Annotated in this window: 26 protein-coding genes and 1 pseudogene; 21 read left to right on the plus strand and 6 right to left on the minus strand. The window is 47.1% G+C overall.

Annotation, left to right across the window (positions count from 1 at the left end; genetic code table 11):
* Positions 1–22: 22 nt before the first annotated feature.
* Genes HGT70_RS03170 through HGT70_RS03220 form a run of 11 tightly spaced genes read left to right on the plus strand, consistent with a single transcriptional unit; the run spans position 23 to position 7,497 of the window.
* Positions 23–748, plus strand: a complete 726-nt coding sequence (locus HGT70_RS03170; RefSeq protein ID WP_214194865.1) for an SRPBCC family protein — start codon at positions 23–25, stop codon at positions 746–748.
* Positions 741–1,181, plus strand: coding sequence for a hypothetical protein (locus tag HGT70_RS03175; RefSeq protein ID WP_214194866.1), 441 nt, complete (start codon positions 741–743; stop codon positions 1,179–1,181). The genes HGT70_RS03170 and HGT70_RS03175 overlap by 8 nt, the downstream gene beginning before the upstream one ends.
* The gene (locus HGT70_RS03180; protein WP_214194867.1) at positions 1,166–2,089 is read left to right on the plus strand and encodes a hypothetical protein; all 924 of its coding nucleotides are present in this window, start codon (positions 1,166–1,168) and stop codon (positions 2,087–2,089) included. The genes HGT70_RS03175 and HGT70_RS03180 overlap by 16 nt, the downstream gene beginning before the upstream one ends.
* Entirely contained in the window at positions 2,086–2,823 is a 738-nt protein-coding gene (locus HGT70_RS03185) for a cyclase family protein (RefSeq protein WP_214194868.1), read from the plus strand. The genes HGT70_RS03180 and HGT70_RS03185 overlap by 4 nt, the downstream gene beginning before the upstream one ends.
* On the plus strand, positions 2,820–3,968 hold the full coding sequence (locus tag HGT70_RS03190; RefSeq protein ID WP_214194869.1) for a beta-ketoacyl-[acyl-carrier-protein] synthase family protein: 1,149 nt from the start codon (positions 2,820–2,822) through the stop codon (positions 3,966–3,968). The genes HGT70_RS03185 and HGT70_RS03190 overlap by 4 nt, the downstream gene beginning before the upstream one ends.
* A complete protein-coding gene (locus HGT70_RS03195; protein WP_214194870.1) occupies positions 3,961–4,605 on the plus strand; it encodes a hypothetical protein in 645 nt (214 codons plus the stop codon). The genes HGT70_RS03190 and HGT70_RS03195 overlap by 8 nt, the downstream gene beginning before the upstream one ends.
* Positions 4,592–5,059, plus strand: coding sequence for an SRPBCC family protein (locus HGT70_RS03200; RefSeq protein WP_214194871.1), 468 nt, complete (start codon positions 4,592–4,594; stop codon positions 5,057–5,059). The genes HGT70_RS03195 and HGT70_RS03200 overlap by 14 nt, the downstream gene beginning before the upstream one ends.
* Positions 5,056–5,472, plus strand: coding sequence for an EVE domain-containing protein (locus HGT70_RS03205; protein ID WP_214194872.1), 417 nt, complete (start codon positions 5,056–5,058; stop codon positions 5,470–5,472). Before HGT70_RS03200 ends, HGT70_RS03205 begins: the two co-directional genes overlap by 4 nt.
* On the plus strand, positions 5,469–5,846 hold the full coding sequence (locus HGT70_RS03210; protein WP_214194873.1) for a hypothetical protein: 378 nt from the start codon (positions 5,469–5,471) through the stop codon (positions 5,844–5,846). The genes HGT70_RS03205 and HGT70_RS03210 overlap by 4 nt, the downstream gene beginning before the upstream one ends.
* Positions 5,847–5,856: 10 nt before the next feature.
* On the plus strand, positions 5,857–7,029 hold the full coding sequence (locus tag HGT70_RS03215; protein WP_214194874.1) for an MFS transporter: 1,173 nt from the start codon (positions 5,857–5,859) through the stop codon (positions 7,027–7,029).
* A 21-nt stretch (positions 7,030–7,050) separates the two neighbouring features.
* Entirely contained in the window at positions 7,051–7,497 is a 447-nt protein-coding gene (locus HGT70_RS03220; protein WP_214194875.1) for an SRPBCC family protein, read from the plus strand.
* 105 nt (positions 7,498–7,602) lie between these two features.
* Here HGT70_RS03220 and HGT70_RS03225 read toward each other — a convergent pair whose 3' ends face one another.
* Entirely contained in the window at positions 7,603–8,172 is a 570-nt protein-coding gene (locus tag HGT70_RS03225; RefSeq protein ID WP_214194876.1) for a 4'-phosphopantetheinyl transferase superfamily protein, read from the minus strand.
* A 1,054-nt stretch (positions 8,173–9,226) separates the two neighbouring features.
* Between HGT70_RS03225 and HGT70_RS03230 the strand changes: the two genes are divergently transcribed.
* The 7 genes and pseudogenes from HGT70_RS03230 (at position 9,227) to HGT70_RS16570 (ending at position 13,999) form a co-directional block, all read left to right on the plus strand.
* On the plus strand, positions 9,227–9,868 hold the full coding sequence (locus HGT70_RS03230; protein WP_214194877.1) for a recombinase family protein: 642 nt from the start codon (positions 9,227–9,229) through the stop codon (positions 9,866–9,868).
* Positions 9,869–10,158: 290 nt separating this feature from the next.
* Positions 10,159–10,593 (plus strand): MarR family winged helix-turn-helix transcriptional regulator, encoded by a 435-nt coding sequence (locus tag HGT70_RS03235; RefSeq protein WP_181540659.1) that lies wholly within the window; start codon positions 10,159–10,161, stop codon positions 10,591–10,593.
* A gap of 30 nt (positions 10,594–10,623) precedes the next feature.
* A complete protein-coding gene (locus HGT70_RS03240) occupies positions 10,624–11,358 on the plus strand; it encodes an NADPH-dependent F420 reductase (protein WP_214194878.1) in 735 nt (244 codons plus the stop codon).
* Between the two features lie 17 nt (positions 11,359–11,375).
* A complete protein-coding gene (locus tag HGT70_RS03245; protein ID WP_214194879.1) occupies positions 11,376–12,140 on the plus strand; it encodes an NADPH-dependent F420 reductase in 765 nt (254 codons plus the stop codon).
* Positions 12,141–12,296: 156 nt separating this feature from the next.
* Positions 12,297–12,806: pseudogene (locus HGT70_RS03250) on the plus strand (recombinase family protein); the annotation flags it as partial.
* A gap of 249 nt (positions 12,807–13,055) precedes the next feature.
* On the plus strand, positions 13,056–13,574 hold the full coding sequence (locus HGT70_RS16565; protein WP_241569608.1) for a hypothetical protein: 519 nt from the start codon (positions 13,056–13,058) through the stop codon (positions 13,572–13,574).
* Between the two features lie 50 nt (positions 13,575–13,624).
* A complete protein-coding gene (locus tag HGT70_RS16570) occupies positions 13,625–13,999 on the plus strand; it encodes a hypothetical protein (RefSeq protein ID WP_244968813.1) in 375 nt (124 codons plus the stop codon).
* Between the two features lie 30 nt (positions 14,000–14,029).
* On the opposite strand, the gene HGT70_RS03260 is transcribed toward HGT70_RS16570, so the two are convergent.
* Positions 14,030–15,046, minus strand: coding sequence for an S-4TM family putative pore-forming effector (locus HGT70_RS03260; protein ID WP_214194880.1), 1,017 nt, complete (start codon positions 15,044–15,046; stop codon positions 14,030–14,032).
* Between the two features lie 26 nt (positions 15,047–15,072).
* Entirely contained in the window at positions 15,073–15,771 is a 699-nt protein-coding gene (locus HGT70_RS03265) for an RluA family pseudouridine synthase (protein ID WP_214194881.1), read from the minus strand.
* A gap of 267 nt (positions 15,772–16,038) precedes the next feature.
* On the opposite strand from HGT70_RS03265, the gene HGT70_RS03270 reads away from it, so the two are divergent.
* Positions 16,039–16,254 (plus strand): YdgH/BhsA/McbA family protein, encoded by a 216-nt coding sequence (locus HGT70_RS03270; protein WP_071431091.1) that lies wholly within the window; start codon positions 16,039–16,041, stop codon positions 16,252–16,254.
* An 83-nt stretch (positions 16,255–16,337) separates the two neighbouring features.
* Positions 16,338–16,604 carry a DksA/TraR family C4-type zinc finger protein gene (locus tag HGT70_RS03275; RefSeq protein ID WP_071431089.1) on the plus strand — a complete coding sequence of 89 codons (267 nt, stop codon included), beginning with the start codon at positions 16,338–16,340 and terminating at the stop codon, positions 16,602–16,604.
* Positions 16,605–16,761: 157 nt separating this feature from the next.
* Here HGT70_RS03275 and HGT70_RS03280 read toward each other — a convergent pair whose 3' ends face one another.
* A complete protein-coding gene (locus tag HGT70_RS03280; RefSeq protein ID WP_214194882.1) occupies positions 16,762–17,376 on the minus strand; it encodes a histidine phosphatase family protein in 615 nt (204 codons plus the stop codon).
* Between the two features lie 613 nt (positions 17,377–17,989).
* On the opposite strand from HGT70_RS03280, the gene HGT70_RS03285 reads away from it, so the two are divergent.
* On the plus strand, positions 17,990–19,480 hold the full coding sequence (locus HGT70_RS03285; protein WP_214194883.1) for an APC family permease: 1,491 nt from the start codon (positions 17,990–17,992) through the stop codon (positions 19,478–19,480).
* On the opposite strand, the gene HGT70_RS03290 is transcribed toward HGT70_RS03285, so the two are convergent.
* Both HGT70_RS03290 and HGT70_RS03295 read right to left on the minus strand, forming a co-directional pair.
* Positions 19,475–20,176, minus strand: a complete 702-nt coding sequence (locus HGT70_RS03290) for a cache domain-containing protein (protein WP_214194884.1) — start codon at positions 20,174–20,176, stop codon at positions 19,475–19,477. The two genes, HGT70_RS03285 and HGT70_RS03290, sit on opposite strands and share 6 nt — an antisense overlap.
* A complete protein-coding gene (locus HGT70_RS03295; protein ID WP_232526845.1) occupies positions 20,177–20,983 on the minus strand; it encodes a FadR/GntR family transcriptional regulator in 807 nt (268 codons plus the stop codon).
* Positions 20,984–20,991 lie beyond the last annotated feature (8 nt).

Consider the following 20,991-nt stretch of genomic DNA (forward strand, 5'->3'; position numbering starts at 1 on the left):
AAGTCCACAAGGAATGAAAACAATGCTTAATGAAAAAAATTACCGCCGCGCGGAAGGCGATGTCGCGTCTGTTCTTTTTGAGCTGGGAATAACAGATTCGCCAGATGAAAGCGTCGATCCAAACAAAAACATTCGGGACCAACTTGGTCTGGATAGCCAAGAGGTAATGACGCTTGTCGAAATTGTTTCCTCTTTGGCAATTTCGGCAAAACCGCTTCATGAAGATAATGTTAGCACCATTAGTGATTTGATCGATCATCTTGTTACACATCGGGATAACTGGCTACATCAAGATGTGCCTTTTGTTTTGCAAGGTAGCATCATTATCAACCGTGATATTGATTCGGTATTTGGCTACATCCGAGATTATAAGCGATGGCCCGAAATTCTGAGTCATGTGTCGAAGATTGAAGCTCATAGTGATGATGGTCGACTACAAACATTCATTATGCATATTGAAGAGTTGGGGACAGGGCAAGCGTATTTTGTTAAATCATGGCGATACGTCAATGAGGAGCTTCGCGTCATTGATTTTTCTCAGCCATTACCGCCCAAAGGGTTTAAGTGCCATAAGGGGGGCTGGCGTTTTCAGTCACTCGGAGAAGGACAAACCCGTCTTATTAGTTACCATGGGTTTTCGCTATCAGAGGATGCAAACGCAGAAGACGCTATTGCTCTCATCAGAAAGCATATCCACGCAGCATTGAGCACCTGGGCTCGCTACGGGAATGGTGAAAACAATGTCTGAGATCTGCCTTAATCTGGTGACCAAACAAAAGGTGTCATCCGGTCCCGGAGCTTTGGCTCAGATCTGGTCTCTCGATCACTGGTTGAGCGCGCTCGATCGTGTTTGTGACATCAACCGGATTTCAGAAAGTGCTATTCGACAGCACTTTACTCTGTTCTTTGACGCAGACAGGCCAGAACCCGACCAGGTTGAGGTTGAACGTATTCGTTTGGCTGACAGAATAAAAGTGATGCATTTGATTCCTCCGCCAAATGTACTTGCATTGAGTGCACAATGGTGGACTGAAACTGCGCATCCAGGCGTATTGTTTGCTAGCCGGCATCTTTTGATCGAAGAGGATGCATATACGCCGGACATGGCACGCAAAATGTTCTCCCTGTTGCGGGAAAACATCGACAGATTAACAGGAATGTCTTTATGCGCTCCAAAATAGCCATTGTTGGAAGCGGAATTACTGCTGGTTTGGCCACCAGTTTTTTGGCTCCTTTCTTTGACGTTTCGCTGTTTCAGTCCCCGAAACCTTTTGCCAGTGGCATTCCTGAAATAGTGCCCCGGCGGGCATTTTTTGACGCCATTAGTAGTCTAAATGAAGCAGAAACCATCATCCAGACAGCACCCGCTATTCAATGGGTGCTTTGGCAGCACGATGATCGGTCTCAACAGGTGCGACTTACCTCAAACGAAGCATATTTTGTTTATGACAAAGGGCGGCTGGCAGCGTTTTTAGCTGAAAGCATTCCTGTTGCACAATGTGTAAAGCAAGAGGTGGCTAACATCGCCGATTTAGTGGGATTTGATCGGGTATTCGACTGCCGCGGTAGCAAGTCTGTGATGAACGATCCCGCATATCAATCACACACTATGCATCCTGCGCGGACAGCTTGCCGCTATCTGGTAGTTTCTTCTCTTTCTGGTAAAGATAGAGACGAAATGTGCTTCTGGTCTGAAAATACCAGTGGAGGCGTCAGGCGCACATTTTTCATGATCCCAGTCGGTAATGACAGGGTATCACTAGGATGTTCATGCTTACCTTCTGATGTGATTTCAACAGCTGAATTGCTCATGGCCATGATGGGTAAAGGCATTAATGTTACGCCGGAAAGCATAATTTTTAGCGGATGTGCTGAGCCAGAAGCACTTGCGATGACATGCTCTGTCGGTCATGTCACACCACTAGGCGATGCTGGTTATTTGTCTTGTCCACTCAGTGAATACGGGATGCTTAAAGCGCTGTCCCAGATCAGAGAAGTCACCGGTGCGACCACTTTGTCACGGCATTTGTTGAAACGCCCGAAAAACGATGAAATCGATCCACATCTGCCACAAGAGTTATTTTCATGAAAAATTACACCTGTATTTCAACCGCGCTCTATCCGGGGAATGGCGAGCCCATTTCTATTCAGGTAGATACGCTTAGCCATGTGGATGGTGTTGCCCATTTGTGCAAAGGATTCGACATTAGTCCTGAAGACTGGCCTGATGGTTACGGTATTTCAAATGAGATGGTTACGTTATCCACACATCAGGGAACGCATATTGATGCCCCCCTCCACTATTCACCTGACGGTTCCGATATTGTCGCTGCCGACATTAACCATTTTATGGGACAAGCGGTGATCTTTACTGATCGCATATCCTGCGGTCCAGAAGTGGAGTTGAATTGGCAAGACTATCTGCAGCGTCTTGATTGTTATACCGGGCGGGCGCATGCGGTCTTTTTCATTACGGGTGCCTATGAGCGCTATGGTGAATCCAGCTATTTCACTGAGTTTAAAGGTATACCTGCCCACTACGTTGAGGCTGCACTTGATCGCGGTTACACCCTAATTGGTACGGATGCCTTTAGCATAGATCCACCCTTTGCTGTGATGTCCCGCGCTTATGTTGAAACAAGAGATCCCTCCATACTTTGGCCAGCGCATGTATTGGGACGTAAACGCCCATATTACCAGATCGAACGGCTGGCAAATCTGCGGGATTTTGAAACCGCCAAACTTATTGATTTCATTGCCTTACCCATAAAGTTGCACTGTGGTGCCGCCTGGGCTCGGGCTGTAGCAAGGATTGTTGAATGAAAGACCTTTATATCACTGCGGCGGCGGCAGTCAGTCCGCTTGGTGGTTCGCTGGAAGAAATCTGGCAAAACGTACTTAAGGGAGTCAGCGTTTACGATAAGGCAAGCCTGCCTGGTGGGCGAGATTTTTTCGTTGCTGAATCCGTTCCCGGTACAGGTTCTGATATTACCGCTTACGCCCCTCTTTTCACGGAGACAATCCTCAAACTGGTCAGTGAACTTGCCGTCAGCGAGCCCGTGGATGCAATTTTTTTCGCCAGTGCGGTGGGTAATTTAGCCGAAGTGGAAAACGAAATTTATGCCGGTCGCCCGGTTACCCTTAAACAATTAGATTTTGCGGCTATTGAGCGTGCTTTTGTTGGCACGTCTGTATACGGGGAAAACACTCAGTTTGTTTGTGTGCCTACCGGCTGTTGTGCCGGACTTCAAGCCATTGGTTTAGCTAAATCGGCTATGTCTCGCATGGGACTTAAGCGTGCATTGATCATGTCTCTGGATTTTGGCCTGACACCTCTGGCGTTAGAGGCATTTAATAAAATCAACGCGACCCGCAGCTTCACTCCAGGTTTAATCACCAGCCCTTCTCGACCGTTTTGTCGTGACAGGGACGGATTTCTTTTCGCCGATGGTGGCGGAGCCATTTTGGTTAGCACACAAGCAACAGAACAACAAATGCCACGTATTTCTGGATATGGTTGCGTTTCCAGCGCATACCACATGACAGATATTGCGACGGATGGCAGCTCTATACGGCAAAGCATTGAACGAGCAATGGAAGATGCGCGGGTTGATAAAAGTGCAATCAATCATGTCAATCTTCATGCTTCCGGGACCCAGCAAAATGATCAGGCTGAATATCAGGCGTTAAAAGATGTGATTGGCGCTGATTTACCAACAATCACAGCATTTAAAGGCAACCACGGCCACGCTCTGGGCGGGGCCAATATGATTGAGGTGGCTCTGGCGTGGAAAATGATGATGACCGGTATTCTCCCTCCAACAGCTCAAGCTTTGCCTGTTGATGCCTATGAGGAGATCCCTCCACGTTCACAAGCAGTGCCATTGCAGATTAAGGCGATGTTAAAGACTGCGAGCGGATTTTCTGGGATCCACCCTTCGATGATTATGGAGAATAGTCATGTCTAAGACGTTCACCTGTATTGTAAATCAGGATGCAGTCAAGTTTACCACTTCGCTAGACTCATCGATGACATACCGTGAATTTGACGCCTTGATCCCACGCCGACAGCGAGCCAAGTTATCAATCACCTCCCGGCTTGCCGGAGGGCTATGGCAGTACTATGACCTAAATAAACAACTGGAAGGTCAGGATGCCGATCCAAAGAATACACCCCTGTTGATCCTGAATCGTTATGCCAACTGGGATTATGTAACGGAAATGATGTGCAGCGATATTGCTGTCACCCTTGAGGCGGTGAACAGTTATGTCGCCACGGCATGGTTTCCTGCCAGCCTTCAGGGCTATCTCACCATTGAGCAAGGCAATAAGGCCGAGGCTATCACGCTGGCCACCAATAATGTTCATATGCAAGCCGCTGCTATCGAGAGTTTATTCTTGCGTAATTTGCAGGGTGAGAAGATTGGAACTGTGATTGTGGGCACATTTGAATGTCTCCCAAAACGAATTGGTGCACATAACATTACTGATGGCAAACCTGTCGCTTTTGGGGCGTTTAGCCTGATTTCATCAGAAAGCAGTAAAGAAGATATTAGCGAAATTTTATCCACTCATAAGGGGCTTTACCGTTATGTCAAAAATTAACAACAATCCCTTTGTATTTTCTCACTCTGTCAATATTCCTGCGGAGGTAGCAGCTCGCGTTTGGGACGCATGGAACAACTTGGCGGGTTGGCAACACTGGGATGCATCTTTAAAAGGGATAGAAGCCACAGAAAATGGTCTATCACTAGGTAAACGTTTTTTGGTTATTCCAAAAGCCGGACCCGGTGCTATTGCGGTCAGTGTGACGGCATTAATTGAAGGTGTCCATTTCACCACAACAGCGAACAGCCCCATGGGACTCCTTTCTTTTGGCCATACCCTGACATTGAATGATGACGGCCAGAACGTTAGCCTGCAACATTCCATTTGCGCTTTGCCGGTCGAGGGTGGCCCCGCATTTCCGCCTCCGCTACTGGAAAAGCTGCAAGCAGATGTGATCACCAGTGTTAATGAACTCTCGCAATTTACCCTTAAAGGAGAAGAAGGTGCATGAAACATTGGATAGCGGTTATCTCGCGGGCTCATGCCCGCATTGCTGCCGATTCTGAATTCCTTCAGGTTTGCCACGGAAAAGCAGGTCCTTTGCGCCAAACGAGTGCCGGGGATGAAGTTTTTATTTATTGCCCTCGTAGTGAAATCAATGCGGGGGAAATCCTAAAAACGGTCGAGTTCCAGTGCGTATTTAATAATGATGATGTATATCAGGTTGAACAGTTCCCCGGTTTTAAACCGTTTCGTAAGGATGTGACTTTCAATAGAAAGTTTCAGCCAGTCGTATTGAAAGAAGTGATTGGACTTGAACTCACCGCAAACCCTCATTGGGGGATGCTGGCCCGCAGAGGTTTCTTTGAGATCAGTGAGCATGATGCTGAATTACTCAGATTAGCCATGAGGGGATTGGGATGAGTCGGTTTTCGACCATTATTGTGGTGTTTGACAACGTCACCCAAGAGGATTTTTTTCGCCGCCTTGAATGGTCGCATCTTGTAAAAGCCTGGTCAAAAACTATCGCCTGGCATCAGCTCTCTGTAAACAAGGTTTTGCTTGAACTGGACGGACTGGACGGTATCGATAATTTGACCATTACCCGTAGGCGAAGGGGCAACCATATTTTCATTGGTGCCCGTGATCGGGATGGCCTACTTATTCAGTCAGGTCTGTGGGAGTTCGAACAAGAAAGTCAGTTATGCGTCTGTTACAGGCGTGTGTACAAACCAGAACTGGTTCCCATTTTACGGGAACGTTTGGCCGATTTTATTTGTTCAACGTTTATGAAATGAGAGAGCCGGAATGTCGAAATCCTCCATGCCAAAACTGATAATCGCAGTGCTATCAATAACCGCTTTTTCTGCTGGTTTGTCTGAATTCATTGTCATCGGATTACTGAGTCAGGTTGCCACAGAATTCGGTGTGACAATGCCTCAGGTTGGGTTGTTGGTGACGGCTTATGCTTTGGGGATAACACTGGGATCACCGTTACTCACGGTACTAACACTGTCGTACAGTGCACGATCGCTGGCGGTTATCCTCATGTCACTTTTTTCGATTCTTAGCGCTGGTTCTGCAATCACCTCTGATTTCACCATTCTTCTTATGTTGCGTGTAGTGGCTGGGGCCATACATGGTGCTTACTTCAGCCTAACATCCGCCAGTTTGCCAACAGTGACGGACTCTCGTCAGACCCCGTTGGCCATTGCATTGATGTTTTCAGGTCTGACATTGTCTATGGTGCTTGGTGTACCAGCCGGGATGGTGGCCGCTGTTCATTATGGTTGGCAAGCACCCTTTGTTGTCATTTCCAGTGTTGCCGCTATCGGAGCTGTTCTCTTGTGGTTCGTCCTACCCGCAACATTTGGCCCCGCAGCTGATGTTACCGGCCGCACATCAGTGTTCCGCTTCGCGCTCAACAATCCGGCATTAATCAGGCCTTATTGTTTTACCGTGTTGGCATTTGGCGGCGGTTTTGTCTTTTTTTCCTATGCCGAACCATGGTTGACTGATGCAGCAGGGCTGGAACCTCAGACCGTGGTGTTAATTATGGGGGCTGTTGGTTTGGGTTCTCTCGTGGGTAATATTGTGGGGGGTATACTCCCTGGGAAAATCGGGTTGCCCGCCGCATTGGTCACTGTAGTCATTATTCAGGTTGTCGGTCTTTTGGGGATATCCTGCACGGTTAATTCAGTAAATTCGGCACTGTGTCTTGTTCTCTGGAGCGTTGGTGCGTTTGCTACCGCACCAATGGTACAGGGTTGGGTGATTACTGATGCAGGAAAGTCAGACGCACGTATTTCTGCCAGTCTGAATGTATCAGCCTTCAATCTGGGTATGTCACTCAGTTCTTTTATTGCTACAAGACAGATTGCTGCTCACGGCATACTTTACTTGCCGCTTACCGCAGCATTTATGGTCATGTTAGCTATCCCTTTTTGTCTTTTTCATCAACGAGCATCAACGTTACGTTGATTTTATATTCGGAGGAATAAAATGTTTAAATGGACTTACAGTGAAAGCGTTACAACCGAGGCTACACCAGAACAAATTTGGGCAATGTGGCAGGATGTTTCATCCTGGCCATGTTGGGACAGTGAACTTAAGTGGGTCAAATTGAATGGCGACTTTATCGAGGGGACCACTGGAAAAATGAAGCCAGCCAGTGGACCAGAAGTCGATTTTACGCTGAGTCGCGTCGAACTCAACCGCGCTTTTTCCGATATGGCTAAGCTGCCATTAACGAGTCTGGTTTTCGATCATGAATATTTTGCCTCATTGGAAAAAGGGGATCCTGCACGCATTTGCCATTCCGTCACTATGACTGGGTTGTTAGCACCAGTGTTCGGCCGTCTGATCGGGAATAAGATAAAAAGCCACCTTCGTGATGCAATGATGGAATTGAGTCGGCGAGCTATAACTAAAGACAAATCAATTAGTTAGGTATTTTATAAATGCTCAGGTTGAGGCGGAGGATACATGCTGTCAGACAGCATCACAGATGCTGTGTTTTACCCATTTTTTCGCTATGTATGGCTGAAAGAAAGATCAATTGCTCCTGAAGAAGGAATCTTCTGGTGAATGGATCCCCCATGTCACCCTATTCTCCCCGATCTTGTCATACATAATCAAAAAACGCTTCCCCGCAGCTAGCCTATGGCCTGCTCGTTGGGTCAACTCAAAGACTAGCGAACCTGCAGCTGGCGCTTCTTTGGCCTCGATGGTGTCATAATCTGGTCGAATATCCATCTCCATGTTGAGTAATTTGAAAAGGGTCTCCTTTGCTGAAAACAGAATGGTTGCGGCGTGAACCAAGTGTTCTGGGGGAAGATCTATTAACCATTTTTGCTCAGTTTCCGTTGCTACCTTACTGAGTACGGCCTGTAATGAAACCGGTATTAAGAGTGGTTCGATGTCCACACCAAAAAGCAGGTCGTCTGATCCTTCGAGCAATAACACATCTCTAAGAGAGTGTGACAATGCCCCATTTTTACCTTTAAAAAATGCTGGAGCCCCGGACGCTGATTTTCCTAAAGGGATATTCTGACAAAATGCCCGCATCATCAGACAACGGCCAGCCCAAAATTCGGCCTGTCGTTTGGTTGTTGCTGTTTCCAACCCCACATCATGCAACGCTTTTTGTATTAAGGAGTGGTTGGTTGAAAAGTATTTAGGTTCATAACATGCATGCCATAATCTTACTGTGGGTGACAAAGTGGCCCGACTGATACTCGTCAGTATCGATTCTTCCGCTTGCCGAATCGGTCGCCACTGTAGTTGCTGTATGATTTTGGGACTGTTTCGCATCCGAAATTACCCGTTCCATGAAAGATGTTGTTGCCTACATTTTAGCTGCAAACTCACCCATAAGACCGAGATGACTTCTGGCTCGCCTACTCGGGAACAGTTTCCATGATGAGGGCGTAACGGTAAAACCCCGGGTATTCCTGGGTTAATGCCATCCGTTCTTTATCCGTGGTGCCGGTCGAAATCTGATGCAGTCCGGGAGTATAGGCCATCATGCGGTTGATAATGGGGGCTGACGCTCAGTAGAACGAAAACTCACGTTAAGCTCATCCCCACGCGAACGAACAAGCGAATGATCCTGTATCAGATCTCATCAGACAGCGTAGGCGCGGGATGAACATGTAAATCTGAAGCCAGCTATAATCAAAGTTTGCAAAAATCTAAACAGGCCTTACCTGATGAAGAAAAACAGGAATGCCAATGCTGTCATGATTCCTGTTACCCATTTCCATTTTTGAGATTTTTCAAAGTAAAAAAGGCTATCTGGGATATGAATATAAATAACAGTATTAGTCCACCAAAAACTTTTCCATTATGGGGTCCAGTGGAAGACCCCCCGAAAATGACGAGTAACGGTAAATGGGATCAGTTTGGAGATTGGAAATTTTTGTACGTTAAGTACAATATTTAACCAATCGCGATGCGTAACGGATTGATTTTGTGTCAGCGGCTATCGCTTTTAAGGTATCGCTCTCGCGGTATCGCATTTATGTCATCCGGTTAAGGTCAAATCCCCTGAAAACTCCGTATAGCACGGGAGTACACCCTGACGCCATACTCAAAACGTGACGACACACGATGAATGACATAACCTATATGCGATAGATTAAATGCAATAACCTAAATGCGATAACGTGGTGGAAAAGTGTTCATCAGAGCTTATTTAAGGGCATCGACGGAAGATCAGTTCGCCGATCGGGCAAAAGAGATGCTGGAGCAGTTTGTTCAGGAGCGGGGACATAAAATAGCCAGTTACTACCGGGAGAACATAAGCGGTACAAAACTCGACCGCCCGGAGCTGGGACGCTTACTGATGGACAGTCACCGCAATGATATTTTACTGGTCGAGCAAATTGACCGCCTGACCCGTCTGAGTAACAGTGACTGGATGACGCTGAAAAAGCAGATAGAACAACACGAACTGCGGATTGTCAGCCTGGATGTACCCACCTCATGGCAGGCGCTGTCAGATAAAGACCCTTCGCAGGCTGATCCAATCACCCGTGCCGTGATAACCGCCATCAATAATATGCTTATCGACCTGATGGCCGCGATGTCGCATAAGGACTGGCTGAGCCGCCGCCAGCGCCAGAAGCAGGGAATTGAACGGGCACATACACTGGGGAAATACCGGGGTAAACAAGCCGATCAGGAGCGGCATCAGAAAGTCCTGTACTGCCGACAGGTAAAGAAACTGAGTATCCAGGAAACGGCTGATGCTACGGGCTACAGTGCATCACAGGTTTGCCGGATACAAGCGCTTCATAAAAATAATGAATCAACCTGAAAAGCTGAAATAACAGTGTTTATTTGCAGCCATGGCGTAATAGTTAGCGCCCTGTGACTAGCAGCGTGACGCATCATCTATGTAAGTAAAGTCCGCTGCGTGCCAACAGCAGACCTTTTTGAATAGCCCAGAACGATAGTACCCGTCGGTCTGGAGACTTCTCAGCCTGATTTGTTGTCATTGTCATACCGCACGAATTACTTATTCATCACTCTATAACTGACGAAAAGTTTGCTATATGCTTTTATCTAGCACACTATATAATCATCAACAAGATAATGGATTGGCATATGAACATGCAGTCACGACAGGAAATAGGGACACAACTTTCTTTTGCGCTCTATGGTGCGGCGAGCCGCATGAACCGGTTACATAAGCCGTTCCTGGATCCGCTGGGCCTTACCTTTCCCCAGTATCTGGTCATGCTGGAGTTGTTTAACGGAACCCCACGCACCGTGGGTGATATTGGGAATAAGCTTGGCATGGACACCGGCACCATTACTCCCATTCTCAAAAGACTTGAGGCTGCCGGACGCATAACCCGCACGCGGGATCGCGCAGATGAAAGGCGGGTTCTCATTACCCTCACCGATGACGGGCTCGCGTTGCAAAGCGAGCTGTGGCGCGTAACCGAAAGAATCAAATCAGCCTGTCAGTTATCGGATACAAAGCTTGAGGAGTTACGAGATACCCTGAATAGCTTTGCCCATCCCGCTGATAACTGATCATCCTCCACTCAGATAAAAGGTACTTGTATGAAAATAGGCATTATTGGCGCCGGAAACATTGGTGCGACGCTGGCACATAAGCTCTCTGTGCAGGGCCATGAGGTCAAACTGGCGAACTCAAGAGGACCGGAAACCATTGTAGAGTTGGCGCGAAGAGTGGGTGCGCTGGCGGTTGAGCGCCAGGAGGCCGTACGAGATGTGGACGTCATCATCTTCTCTATACCCTTTGATAAGCATGGTGAATTGGCTGAACTCTTGCGTGATGTTCCGGAAAGCGTCGTCGTCATTGATACCTCTAATTACTACCCCTTCCGCGACGGGGACATTGAAGAGATCCGTGAAGGCAAACCTGAAAGCGTGTACGCCAGTGAAATAGTCAAACGCCCTCTTGTCAAAGCCTGGAACGCTGTTCTGGCCCAGACGCTTCAAGAGAAAGGGCTGGCTGCCGGTTCACCGTCCCGTATCGCTATCCCGGTTGCCGGCGACAGTCCGGTAGCAAAATCTGTTGCGCTTGAATTGGTCAGTCAGACCGGTTTCGATGCAGTAGATGCCGGTACGCTTAGCGAATCATGGCGGCAACAGCCCGGCACGCCAGCCTACTGTACTGAGCTAAAAACCGGAGAGCTTGAAGCAGCCCTTAAGGCAGCGGATAAAACTCGCGCTCCACTGAACAGAGATGCGTTGATCAGGGAGTTTATGTCTGCAGGCGAACAACTCACTCATGATGCTATCGTCAAACGTAACCGTGCAGTAACGGCCTGAGCCAAAAAGGGAAAATTATGATTAGTAATGAAAAGTACCGGATTGCTGTTCTGGGAACCGGCCACATCGGTAAAACGCTTGCTCGCAGTCTCGCATCTGCCGGTTACTCCGTTAAGGTTGCTAATTCACGCGGACCTGAAACGATAGCCCCCGACGTGCTTGAAACGGGCGCTGCAGCAGCTGATGCAGTCAGTGCCATGAAGGATGCGCAGGTTGTCATCCTTTCCATACCTATGGCAAAGCTTGCGGATATCGCTCCTCTGATCCGGAAATTACCCCAGTATGTTATCGTTGCTGATACCTCTAACTATTATCCACATCGCGACGGCAACATTGATGCGTTCTCAGATGGTCAGGTCGAAAGCGCGTGGGTGGCGCATCTCCTGAACCGTCCGCTGGTGAAGGCGTGGAATGCAATAGGTTCAGATTCCCTTGCGACAAAAGGTACAGCAGAGGGCACGGTGGGACGTATTTCAATTCCGGTGGCAGGGAATATCGAAGAGCACAAGAAAATGGTTATGCGTCTTGTCAGTGATACGGGATTCGACGCTTTCGATGCAGGTACAATTGAGGAGTCATGGCGTCAACAACCGGGTGCACCTTGCTACTGCACTGACCTCACATATGATGAAATGAAGTCAGCGATCGCCGCAACGGAAAAAACGCGGCTGCCTGCGCGTCGGGATATTGCTGTTCAGGCAATTCAGGAGCGAATGGGGGATAAGCGATCCAATCCGACTGCAGATTATATTGTCCGATTACACCGGACTCTTTTTATGTAATCCGTAAGCCATATTTCATTTATCGATGCATGAGCGATAATGCAAACGTCTGCTGATCGCTCAAAGCTGCCTGTCAACATGGTCAAGCTCTACCACAGCTCAGAGGTACAAAAAATCACCTTAACGTACAATAATTTTCGATATCCAAACTGACCCCATGTTGAACACGCATCGGGAGCATCGCTCGACCGTCCGGAACTAAATCGGATGCTGTCTGATATGGAATCAGGTGATGTGATTCTGATTGAGCAGGTAGATCGCCTTTCTCGCCTCAGTGATGGTGACTGGGACACACTTAAACGACGTATGTTTGAAAAGGAGCTATCGGTCATTAGTCTTGACCTTCCTACCAGTCATATTGCTCTTACTCATGCTGCTTCGGATGACTTCACGAGAAGTATGCTGCGGGCTGTTAATGGCATGATGCTGGACATGTTGGCCGCTATCGCTCGAAAAGACTATGAGGATCGTCGCCGACGACAGAAAGAGGGTGTAGAAAAAGCCAGATTAGAAGGTAAGTATGCTTGTCGGCAGGCAGATAAGGCTAAACATGAGCTAATACGAACGTTACGCCTGCAAAACGGAAAATCGATAAATGAGACAGCTCGATTGGCCGGAGTTTCCAGAATGACTGTTATTCGGGTGTGTAAACTATCTGATGCTTAGAAATTATACTACGCGGTACCCGGGGAAACTTCTTGGAGGAATGAAAAATTGGTGTTTTTTAGATGCGAAAAACCCCAGCAGAGCCGGGGCCTTTCAATTCTTTTGCCTGCTGTGCCTTCACTAGAACCCATGAAACATGGGGGATGATTCAACACTGGCTAATATTATGAGATTATAATTGCGTACTATTATTGGTACGTCAATGTGCATAGAAAGCGAGACAGGGTATGTCCCTGGATAGGAGATTAAATGCCTCAGAGAATCAATGATTACCAACCTGTACTTTCACTACTCTCAACAGCAAGACTTAAAAGCGTTCCAGCTATCTTCAACGTACACACCGACTTGGAAATGTATGGATTTAGTCTCTGGATCCAGAATGCATCTGCCTCACTCTATCCACTAGTACAGCAACTTGAACTGGTTCTCAGGAATTCTGTTGATAAAACAGCTCGTACAAGATTTGGTGATCGGTGGTGGGATACCATCTCGTATGATACGACGAAAGACAATCACGATAAGTTCATCAACTGCATCAGAGATGCTGAACGGAGCTTACTCAAAAATTGGAAAGCCAAAGAAGTCGCTCGCCTTGGCTTAAGCCATGCATCGCAAATAACAACGACGCCACCAGTTTTTACGCATGATGATATTATTGCGGCGACAAATTTTCTACATGGGAGAACGTTTTCCTTGAAGCCCTTCATACAGACGATAACTCTAAAAAAACCAATTACCTCTGGCCAAACTCTCTTCCCAAAGCGTTGAGAAGACTAAGCGTAATTGACAATAAACCTATTGAGGCCCGTCGTAAACTATTGAACCTTCTAAAAGAGATAAGAGATTACCGCAACAGACTTTTTCACCATGACTGCATCTGGATAAAAATTAGAACCGTAGATAAACAGACCGCGATTGAATCAATTCGTGAAAAAATCAATCTAATCGAGAAGGTCATTACCGCGATCAGTCCTGTAACCAACCGAGCTTTGACTGTGTGGGGTATGTATGAAAATGCGCGCCGGATCTGCTCCACTGCAGAACTGTCAATTTATACAAATCTTAACTATCAGGCACCAAATATAGCTACGCCAGGCCTGCTTGGTCAACTGATGCTTCAGACAAATGAAGGAAAAGAAACGGTACCTATGATGCTGCAAAATGAGGCCTATGTTTTCTATAAGCTGAGGTGAAAGCACACTCCTTAATTAAGCCTGAAGCAGTCAGCTTTCCGGAAACGTCATCAGCCTAAGGTTTTCCTCAAAGTAGTCGTTATAAACCGCTTCGTTGTCCTTCTTCATCCTGAGATGTATGAAGTTCGGCACTGGCGGGCTCATTGCGCGGTGTGAAAAAACCTCGTCCTGAATGGACCTGAGTTTATGGTTCAGGTCATCATTGTTAAAACGGCCGGCAATCTTGATATCCGATATTTCTTTATCTATGTAATCTTTCACTTTTTCAATCCTGTCCCTGCTCTTCCTGTTATCGAGAAACTGCAGGAGAATGTATCTGATTAAGGGAAGGGTGAAAACCACGTAAAAAAGGCCATCGTTCAGCGTAGCCTTCATCATAACCGCATATAGAAGCAGGCTGAAAAACGATATGGATATGCCCCAGATATAGAACACGTTCAGACGATCCCTTAAAGACCTGTCCCAGCCGAAGTTTTTACCGTGGCACAATAAAGCCATTACACTCTGCGGTGCATCGTAGAACTTATTGACGTACCATCCTTCGCTGCCAAACCGGGCTTGTGCCTTGTCCGGCCTGTCCTGATAGAAACGTGCTGCCCTGAATACGTTATCCCTGGAAATTTTCTTTCCCACGCGGAGGTCGTTCCATTTTATTCTAAGGACATTACAGTCATACATTTCCTGAATGGTCGCCGCCTTTCTACGCTCAGAAGAGATGTAGCCACTAAGTGCAATATTGACCGTAAGAACGATCAGCCCGTATAGGCCCATGTATGCTGATAGAAGCTCCTGCGGAACGCTGTACCGGCTTTTCAGGATAAAGTCGAAAAGCGAGATCGTAAGCCCAGGGCGCGTGCCTTGTTGCTGTTCGAAAAAGTCGACGAGTCGTTGATGGTCAAATATCGCCCCATTGGGCGCTACCATGGTAAACGCAGGGTTGAATCGAGCGAGTAATTGTAAGCGTTTATCGCCGCTAGCGTCGTGTTCACCCAGAACATCACTGATGAGCTGGTGGGCATCAATCACTTCTTGGAAATAACGATTCATTATGTCCTTTGTTGTTGTCAGGATAGTTAAAAGGGCAGTGGGCTTTCAAGTGCCATGGCCATGCCAGAGAGGGGATGCTGGAAGCGTATCGCGCTGGCGTGAAGCATCAGGCGTAGGGGCGGTGCTGAGTCTAGATAATCACGGCCACCATACAGGTCACAGCCCAAAATGGGATAGCCCAAATATTGGCAGTGGATCCGTAATTGATGTGTGCGGCCTGTTAGCGGCGACAGTTTCACTTGTGTGATCGGCAGTGTTTGGCCGGTACTCAACGGATACTCAATACGTTGCTCCACCTCATAACCAGATTGCGCCGATTTACCTGTCGTTGCATCGATTCGCATTAGGGGGAAGTGCTGCGGATCTTTTGCAATAGGTGCGTCAATGATCCCGCTATTACTCGGAAGATGGCCGCAAAGAAGGGCATGATAAGTCTTGTCGACAGAACGTTCACTAAATTGCTGACTAAGGGCAGCAGTACTGGCTTTATTCAACCCAACGAGCATCAGACCGGAGGTACCAAAATCGAGTCGATGCACCAGCGTACACCCCGGAAACTGCTGAAGCAGACGGTAATGAACCGAATCCCAATTAAGCGGGTTTTTACCAGAAAGGCTCAATAATCCGCTGGGCTTATTAATGACAAGTAGTGCCTCATCCTGATAGAGGATCTCGATTGCGGCCTCGCAGGGTGGGGCGATAAAAGTATCGATAATACTCGCCATGATGGTCTCAGCGGTGACAGATTAAGGTTAGAAGGATAAGTGATTTTGCTCTTGAGGTGAAGCCTCATCGCATTATGTCGAGGCGCTTAACTGTTTATCTCTCCACTCTTTTACTGAATTAGGCTGACAAAGTTAATGTAATTTACATCTAATTATTTGAATAAGATTGGCAATTGTTTTCGATATTCAATCCAAAAGACGGTGAGTATTATAGCGGCTATCGCAACAGGGTCTTATTCAAAACCAGTAAAACTACGGAACAGAATCATGAAATCAATCAAAAAAATTGTCGCCATTTTTGCTTTAACTCTCGCCTCATTTGGAGCTTCTGCGCAAAGTGTTACAGCATGTGCCTCTACGATCGACGAAGCCGAAGGTATCGTCGCCGCGCAAGCCAAGCAAGCAGGTGCCTCTTACAAAATTACTGAAGCACATTTCAACAATGGCGTGCATATGACCGCTAAACTGCTCCCTAAGCAGTAGGTGAGATCTAGGATAGGCACTGCCAGCAAACCTATCACCCTTCATCTATACTTATTATTTGTACGGATGATTCAGGAGGTACTATGGCTGGAGGATGGGCGGAAGATGGCGCAGTTCAAAAACAGATTGATGATACCGTCGACGACGCCATCGCGCAGGCGAGGAGTCAGCTCCACCACGGTGAAAGCGCGGAATTTTGCGAGGCCTGTGGTGAGCCTATACCGCTCGCTCGCCGTCAAGCATTACCGGGAGTGATCTATTGTATTAACTGCCAAGACACGCAGGATAAGAAAATGTCTGCGGCGAGCGGTATCAACCGCCGCGGGAGTAAAGATAGTCAATTGCGATGAAGGATGATATGCCGTTGAGGGAGAACTTTGATATAAAGTTCACCCGAATAGATAAGATTAATATAAATAGTTTGGAAGTCTGCTATGGTTCATCGCTCAATAGGCATTGTATAAGGATAAAGAGGTATTTAATTAAAGTTAATCATTACTCCTTCCGCTAAATTTTAAGCAAGTGAGAAGCGATTCCCCATCTTAGAGCGATACATTCCCCATTAACTAGATCAAATAAGGTGTAGCTTGCATTCGGTTGTGTATATTCAGGGAAATTATTAAGAGTCCTTTCTTTCAATAACGTAACAATTCCTTGAATAATACGACCATGAGACACTACGCAGATAGTTTCGTGAGGTGAAGTTTTTTCCAGATTATATATAAAGTGAACAATGCGCTGTGAAGACTCCGCCAGTGACTCTCCGCCCACAGGTCGAAACTCGGGATTGAGCTTAAATAGCTCATTAGCTTCTTTTGGATAATGCTTCATGACTAGGTCTAATGACATCCCCTCAAACTGACCAAATGATTGTTCCTTAAGCGCAGGCTCAATTATCAATGGACAGAGAAAGTGGTCAGATAGACTCCGCCCCATATGTAAGGCACGGTTAAGTGGAGAAGTATACACACATTCCACTTGATAATTATGGATAGTTAGCGCCGCTAGTAAGGCTGAAGTTTCGCGTAAACCTTTAGGTGTTAGCGAACTATCGCTGTGTCCCTGAATAATTCTTTTCACATTCCAGTCAGTTTCGGCATGTCGAACTAATATTACTTTCATCGTCTTAAAGTTATTCTCCTTGCAAGGAAAAACCTTGTATTTCTACATCATTTTTTCCTTGTTCGGTTATTCTCGCTTCAAGGACCAATACATCAGTTAAGGCTAAAAATAGATGATATGTTGAAACGTAATCTACTAAGTTGCAATCGTTGTAGTGTGTGATGGAGATTGGAGTCAATCAAAGACTAACGCACACTTAAAAGTAAAAATTGAAACCTTGCAACCAAGCGGGTTCTAAGCTAAGTGGTAGGAAGTTATATCCTAAACTGTATTTCTAGTTCTAAGATTGAACATTGCTATGTCGGATCTTCAGCACTAAATTACTTCTCACATAATTGGCTAACCTTAGCATCAACAATTTAGGATTATTTGATTTATATGATAATTCTCTAGAGATATTTAAGGAAATTTATCAGCATCTTTAACCAAAGAAGCCTCTCTCCCCCAATAACTAGCAACGATAAGAAAAACATATGCCATCTAACTGTTTGTTTTTAAATAATTTTAAATTATTTTTCTAGAACCGTGATCTAAAACATTATAAATATAATCCTTTATGTTTTATAAATGAGTTCACTTTTTTGAATGTATTGTGCCAGCGAGAGACTCTACAATGGAAAAATCAACACAATCCCCCGTACAAGATGCACCGCAAGCTGGTAAAGAGCAATTCCAACGCTCAATTGGGCTTATCTCCAACTTCTCGTTAGGCTTTACCTATCTTTCACCGCTGACCGCCGTCTATTCACTATTCGCCTTGGCTATTACCCTCGCGGGGCCTCCGGCGATCTGGTGGATCGTCATCGCAGCGGTAGGGCAACTGTTAGTGGCGTTAGTCTTTGGCGAAATCGCCTCACAATACCCCATCACGGGAGGGCTATACCCTTGGGCAAGGCGCTTATGGGGAAGAAAATATGCGTGGATTGCGGCTTGGGTCTATTTATGGGCTTTGGTGGTGACCATTACCTCGATTGCGGAATATACCGCTACGTTTGTGGCCAGCCTTGCTGCATTTAGCCCTACACCGCTTCATCTCCTGATGACTTCAGTGGTCTTGCTAGCGGTGATGATGGGAGTAAATCTATCAGGGACTAAAAACCTCGCTCGTGTCGCAAGAATTGGCTTTTGGTGTGAGATTGTCAGTGTGATTGCATTAGGGATCTATCTGTTAATATTTCACCGTTCACAACCCTTCTCCGTTATCTTCGATTCAATGGGGATCTTATCGAGTAGCGGTAGTTATGTCGGGGCCTTTATGGCCGCCTCGCTGATGGGGCTGTTTATGTTCTTCGGTTTCGAGGCCTGCGGCAACGTCGCGGAAGAAGTGCAAGACGCCAGTCGTAAAATTCCTGTAGCGATGATCCTAAGTATTGTCTTCGGGGCAATCTCGGCGATTATCTCGGTATTAGGGTATCTGCTTTCCTCACCTAATCTACGCAATATTGTCAGCGGTAAGGTCAGTGATCCCATTCCAGCGATTCTCAACGAGGCCTTGGGGCCCATTGGGGCGAAAGTGTTTATCGTGATTGCGATTATCGCCATGCTCTCTTGCATACTCTCGTTACAAGCTGCACTAAGCCGCCTCATTTTTTCCTTTTCTCGCGATCAGATGTTACCAGGCAGCCGTTGGATGGCGAAAATATCCACTCATGATGTGCCCGATAACGCGATGATTATCAGTTGTCTACTCCCGGTGATCTTCTGTGTCTGGGTCTATTTCCAACCGGATAACTTAGCGCGTATTACCGCGTTTGCGGTCATCGGCATCTATCTCTCTTTCCAGATGGTCGTCTTCGCCGCGTTACGTCAACGTTTAAAAGGCTGGAAGCCTGGAGGAGAATGGCATATCGGCGGGAGTGGATTAATAGTGAACGTCATCGCATTGGCCTATGGCGTGGTGGGGATCTACCTACTGGCCCAACCTGCGGAGAGTCCTAACTTCATCGATAAATGGACAGTGCTGATTGGCTTGGCGATCGTGGTTGGCGTTGGATTACTCTACATGCTGATTCGCCGTCCTTACGGGAAATCTAGCGCACCAGAAAACGATGCGCTAGAGCATGCTAATGCGCTGAGAGAACTGCGCCGTCAAACGGAATCATAGCGGTAAGTACAGGGAAAAAAGAGCATGCTGGTGGCTGAGCCTCAGCGTGCTACTCCCTAGGATATCCCCGACACGGTAGCCGGTTAGCGTCGAAAAAATAATACGACCGAAGCTATTGGTCACCACTAGCTTAGTCCTTGGCGAAGAAAGGGCATTGACGATCTCCTCTTCGATACGACTGACCAAAATATCGATGGCGGCAACCCCATAGAAGCACTCTTCGATAAAAATCGGTGCTGCAGAGGTCATGGTGTAAGACGTATTGCAGATGTAATCGACATAGGGGCCGTGAAAATAGTGGTCCTTCGAAGATTTAGTCTTAAGGAACCATTCGAAGGTGCGAAAGTCGAGATGTTGATGGGGCAGCGGCGTTAATTCCAGTGTAGTGCCATCGGCGGCTTCTTTATACATCCAGAATAGGGACCAAGTTGCCTGCGGATTTAATGGACTATCGGCGTGATAGGCAAAGCCCGCCCCAGAAGCGAAGCGATTGGTAGAGAGCGCGTCGCGGATGAGGGATTTGATGGGTGGAGTAGGGAAGGCGTGAACCGGTAGCGCCGTGGGCAGGACCGCGGTGACGAGAGGTGTCAATAGCTGCGTGAGTTGCAGAGCGAGTTGCTGGCTTGAGCGTGAACATTGATCGAACAGTTGTTCGAGTGAGTCAATAACGGCGTGTAACGAGGCAGTCGATTTCACTTAAGAGAGTCTCCCTGATGTGGGGATATTGAGATTGCGCTTACAGTCAAGAAGCTGTTCAGCGATAAACATAATAAGATCACTGACAGCTTGGGTAGCCGCTTCGCTACGGTGTTGAGACAAAGCTTCCATCAGTTCTTGATAACGTTGCACGCATTGCCGATGTAATGCGTCATCACCATAGAGTAGCGCCACGAACGGTGCCCATTCGGATTGCAGCAATAATTCGCTATTGGCTAAGCGAGCCGATTGGGAGCTTGCAGAGAGAAAGAGTAAGCAGCGCATATCGGCTTGAGCGCGCGATTCAGCGCTATCTGCCTGCTGAAAAGCGTCGATTAATGCGAAGAAGGTGAGCTGTTCACTCTCGCTCATTCGTTTAGTAGCGAGGCGTGCACTGTGTGTCAGTACGGCACAATGCATCTCACCAAGATCGAGCAAGTAATCACTACTGAGTTGACGGAGCGGATGATAGTTATGGGGTCGATTTTCAAGGTTCGCACAGACAAAACTGCCACCGTGGCGTCCACGACTGGTGTAAATCAGCTCCTTGGCGCGCAGTGTATTCAAGGCCTCGCGTACCGTGATATGCGAAACCCCCAGCATCTTGGCCAGCTCTGCTTCGTTGGGCAGCTGTTCATGGGCCTGCAACAGCCCAGTCATGATGGCATTGGCGAGGCGGGTCACAATCTGTTCCGCTCGGCTTGCCTGTCCGATTGGCGCGAATATTATCGCATGCGTCATCATCGTTATGCTTTTACCGGTTGTCCACGAGGAAAACAGTCTTAACACAGCAAGGGTATTTTTCAAAGCGCTGC

This window comes from Rosenbergiella collisarenosi (assembly GCF_018494085.1).
Classification (GTDB): domain Bacteria; phylum Pseudomonadota; class Gammaproteobacteria; order Enterobacterales; family Enterobacteriaceae; genus Rosenbergiella; species Rosenbergiella collisarenosi.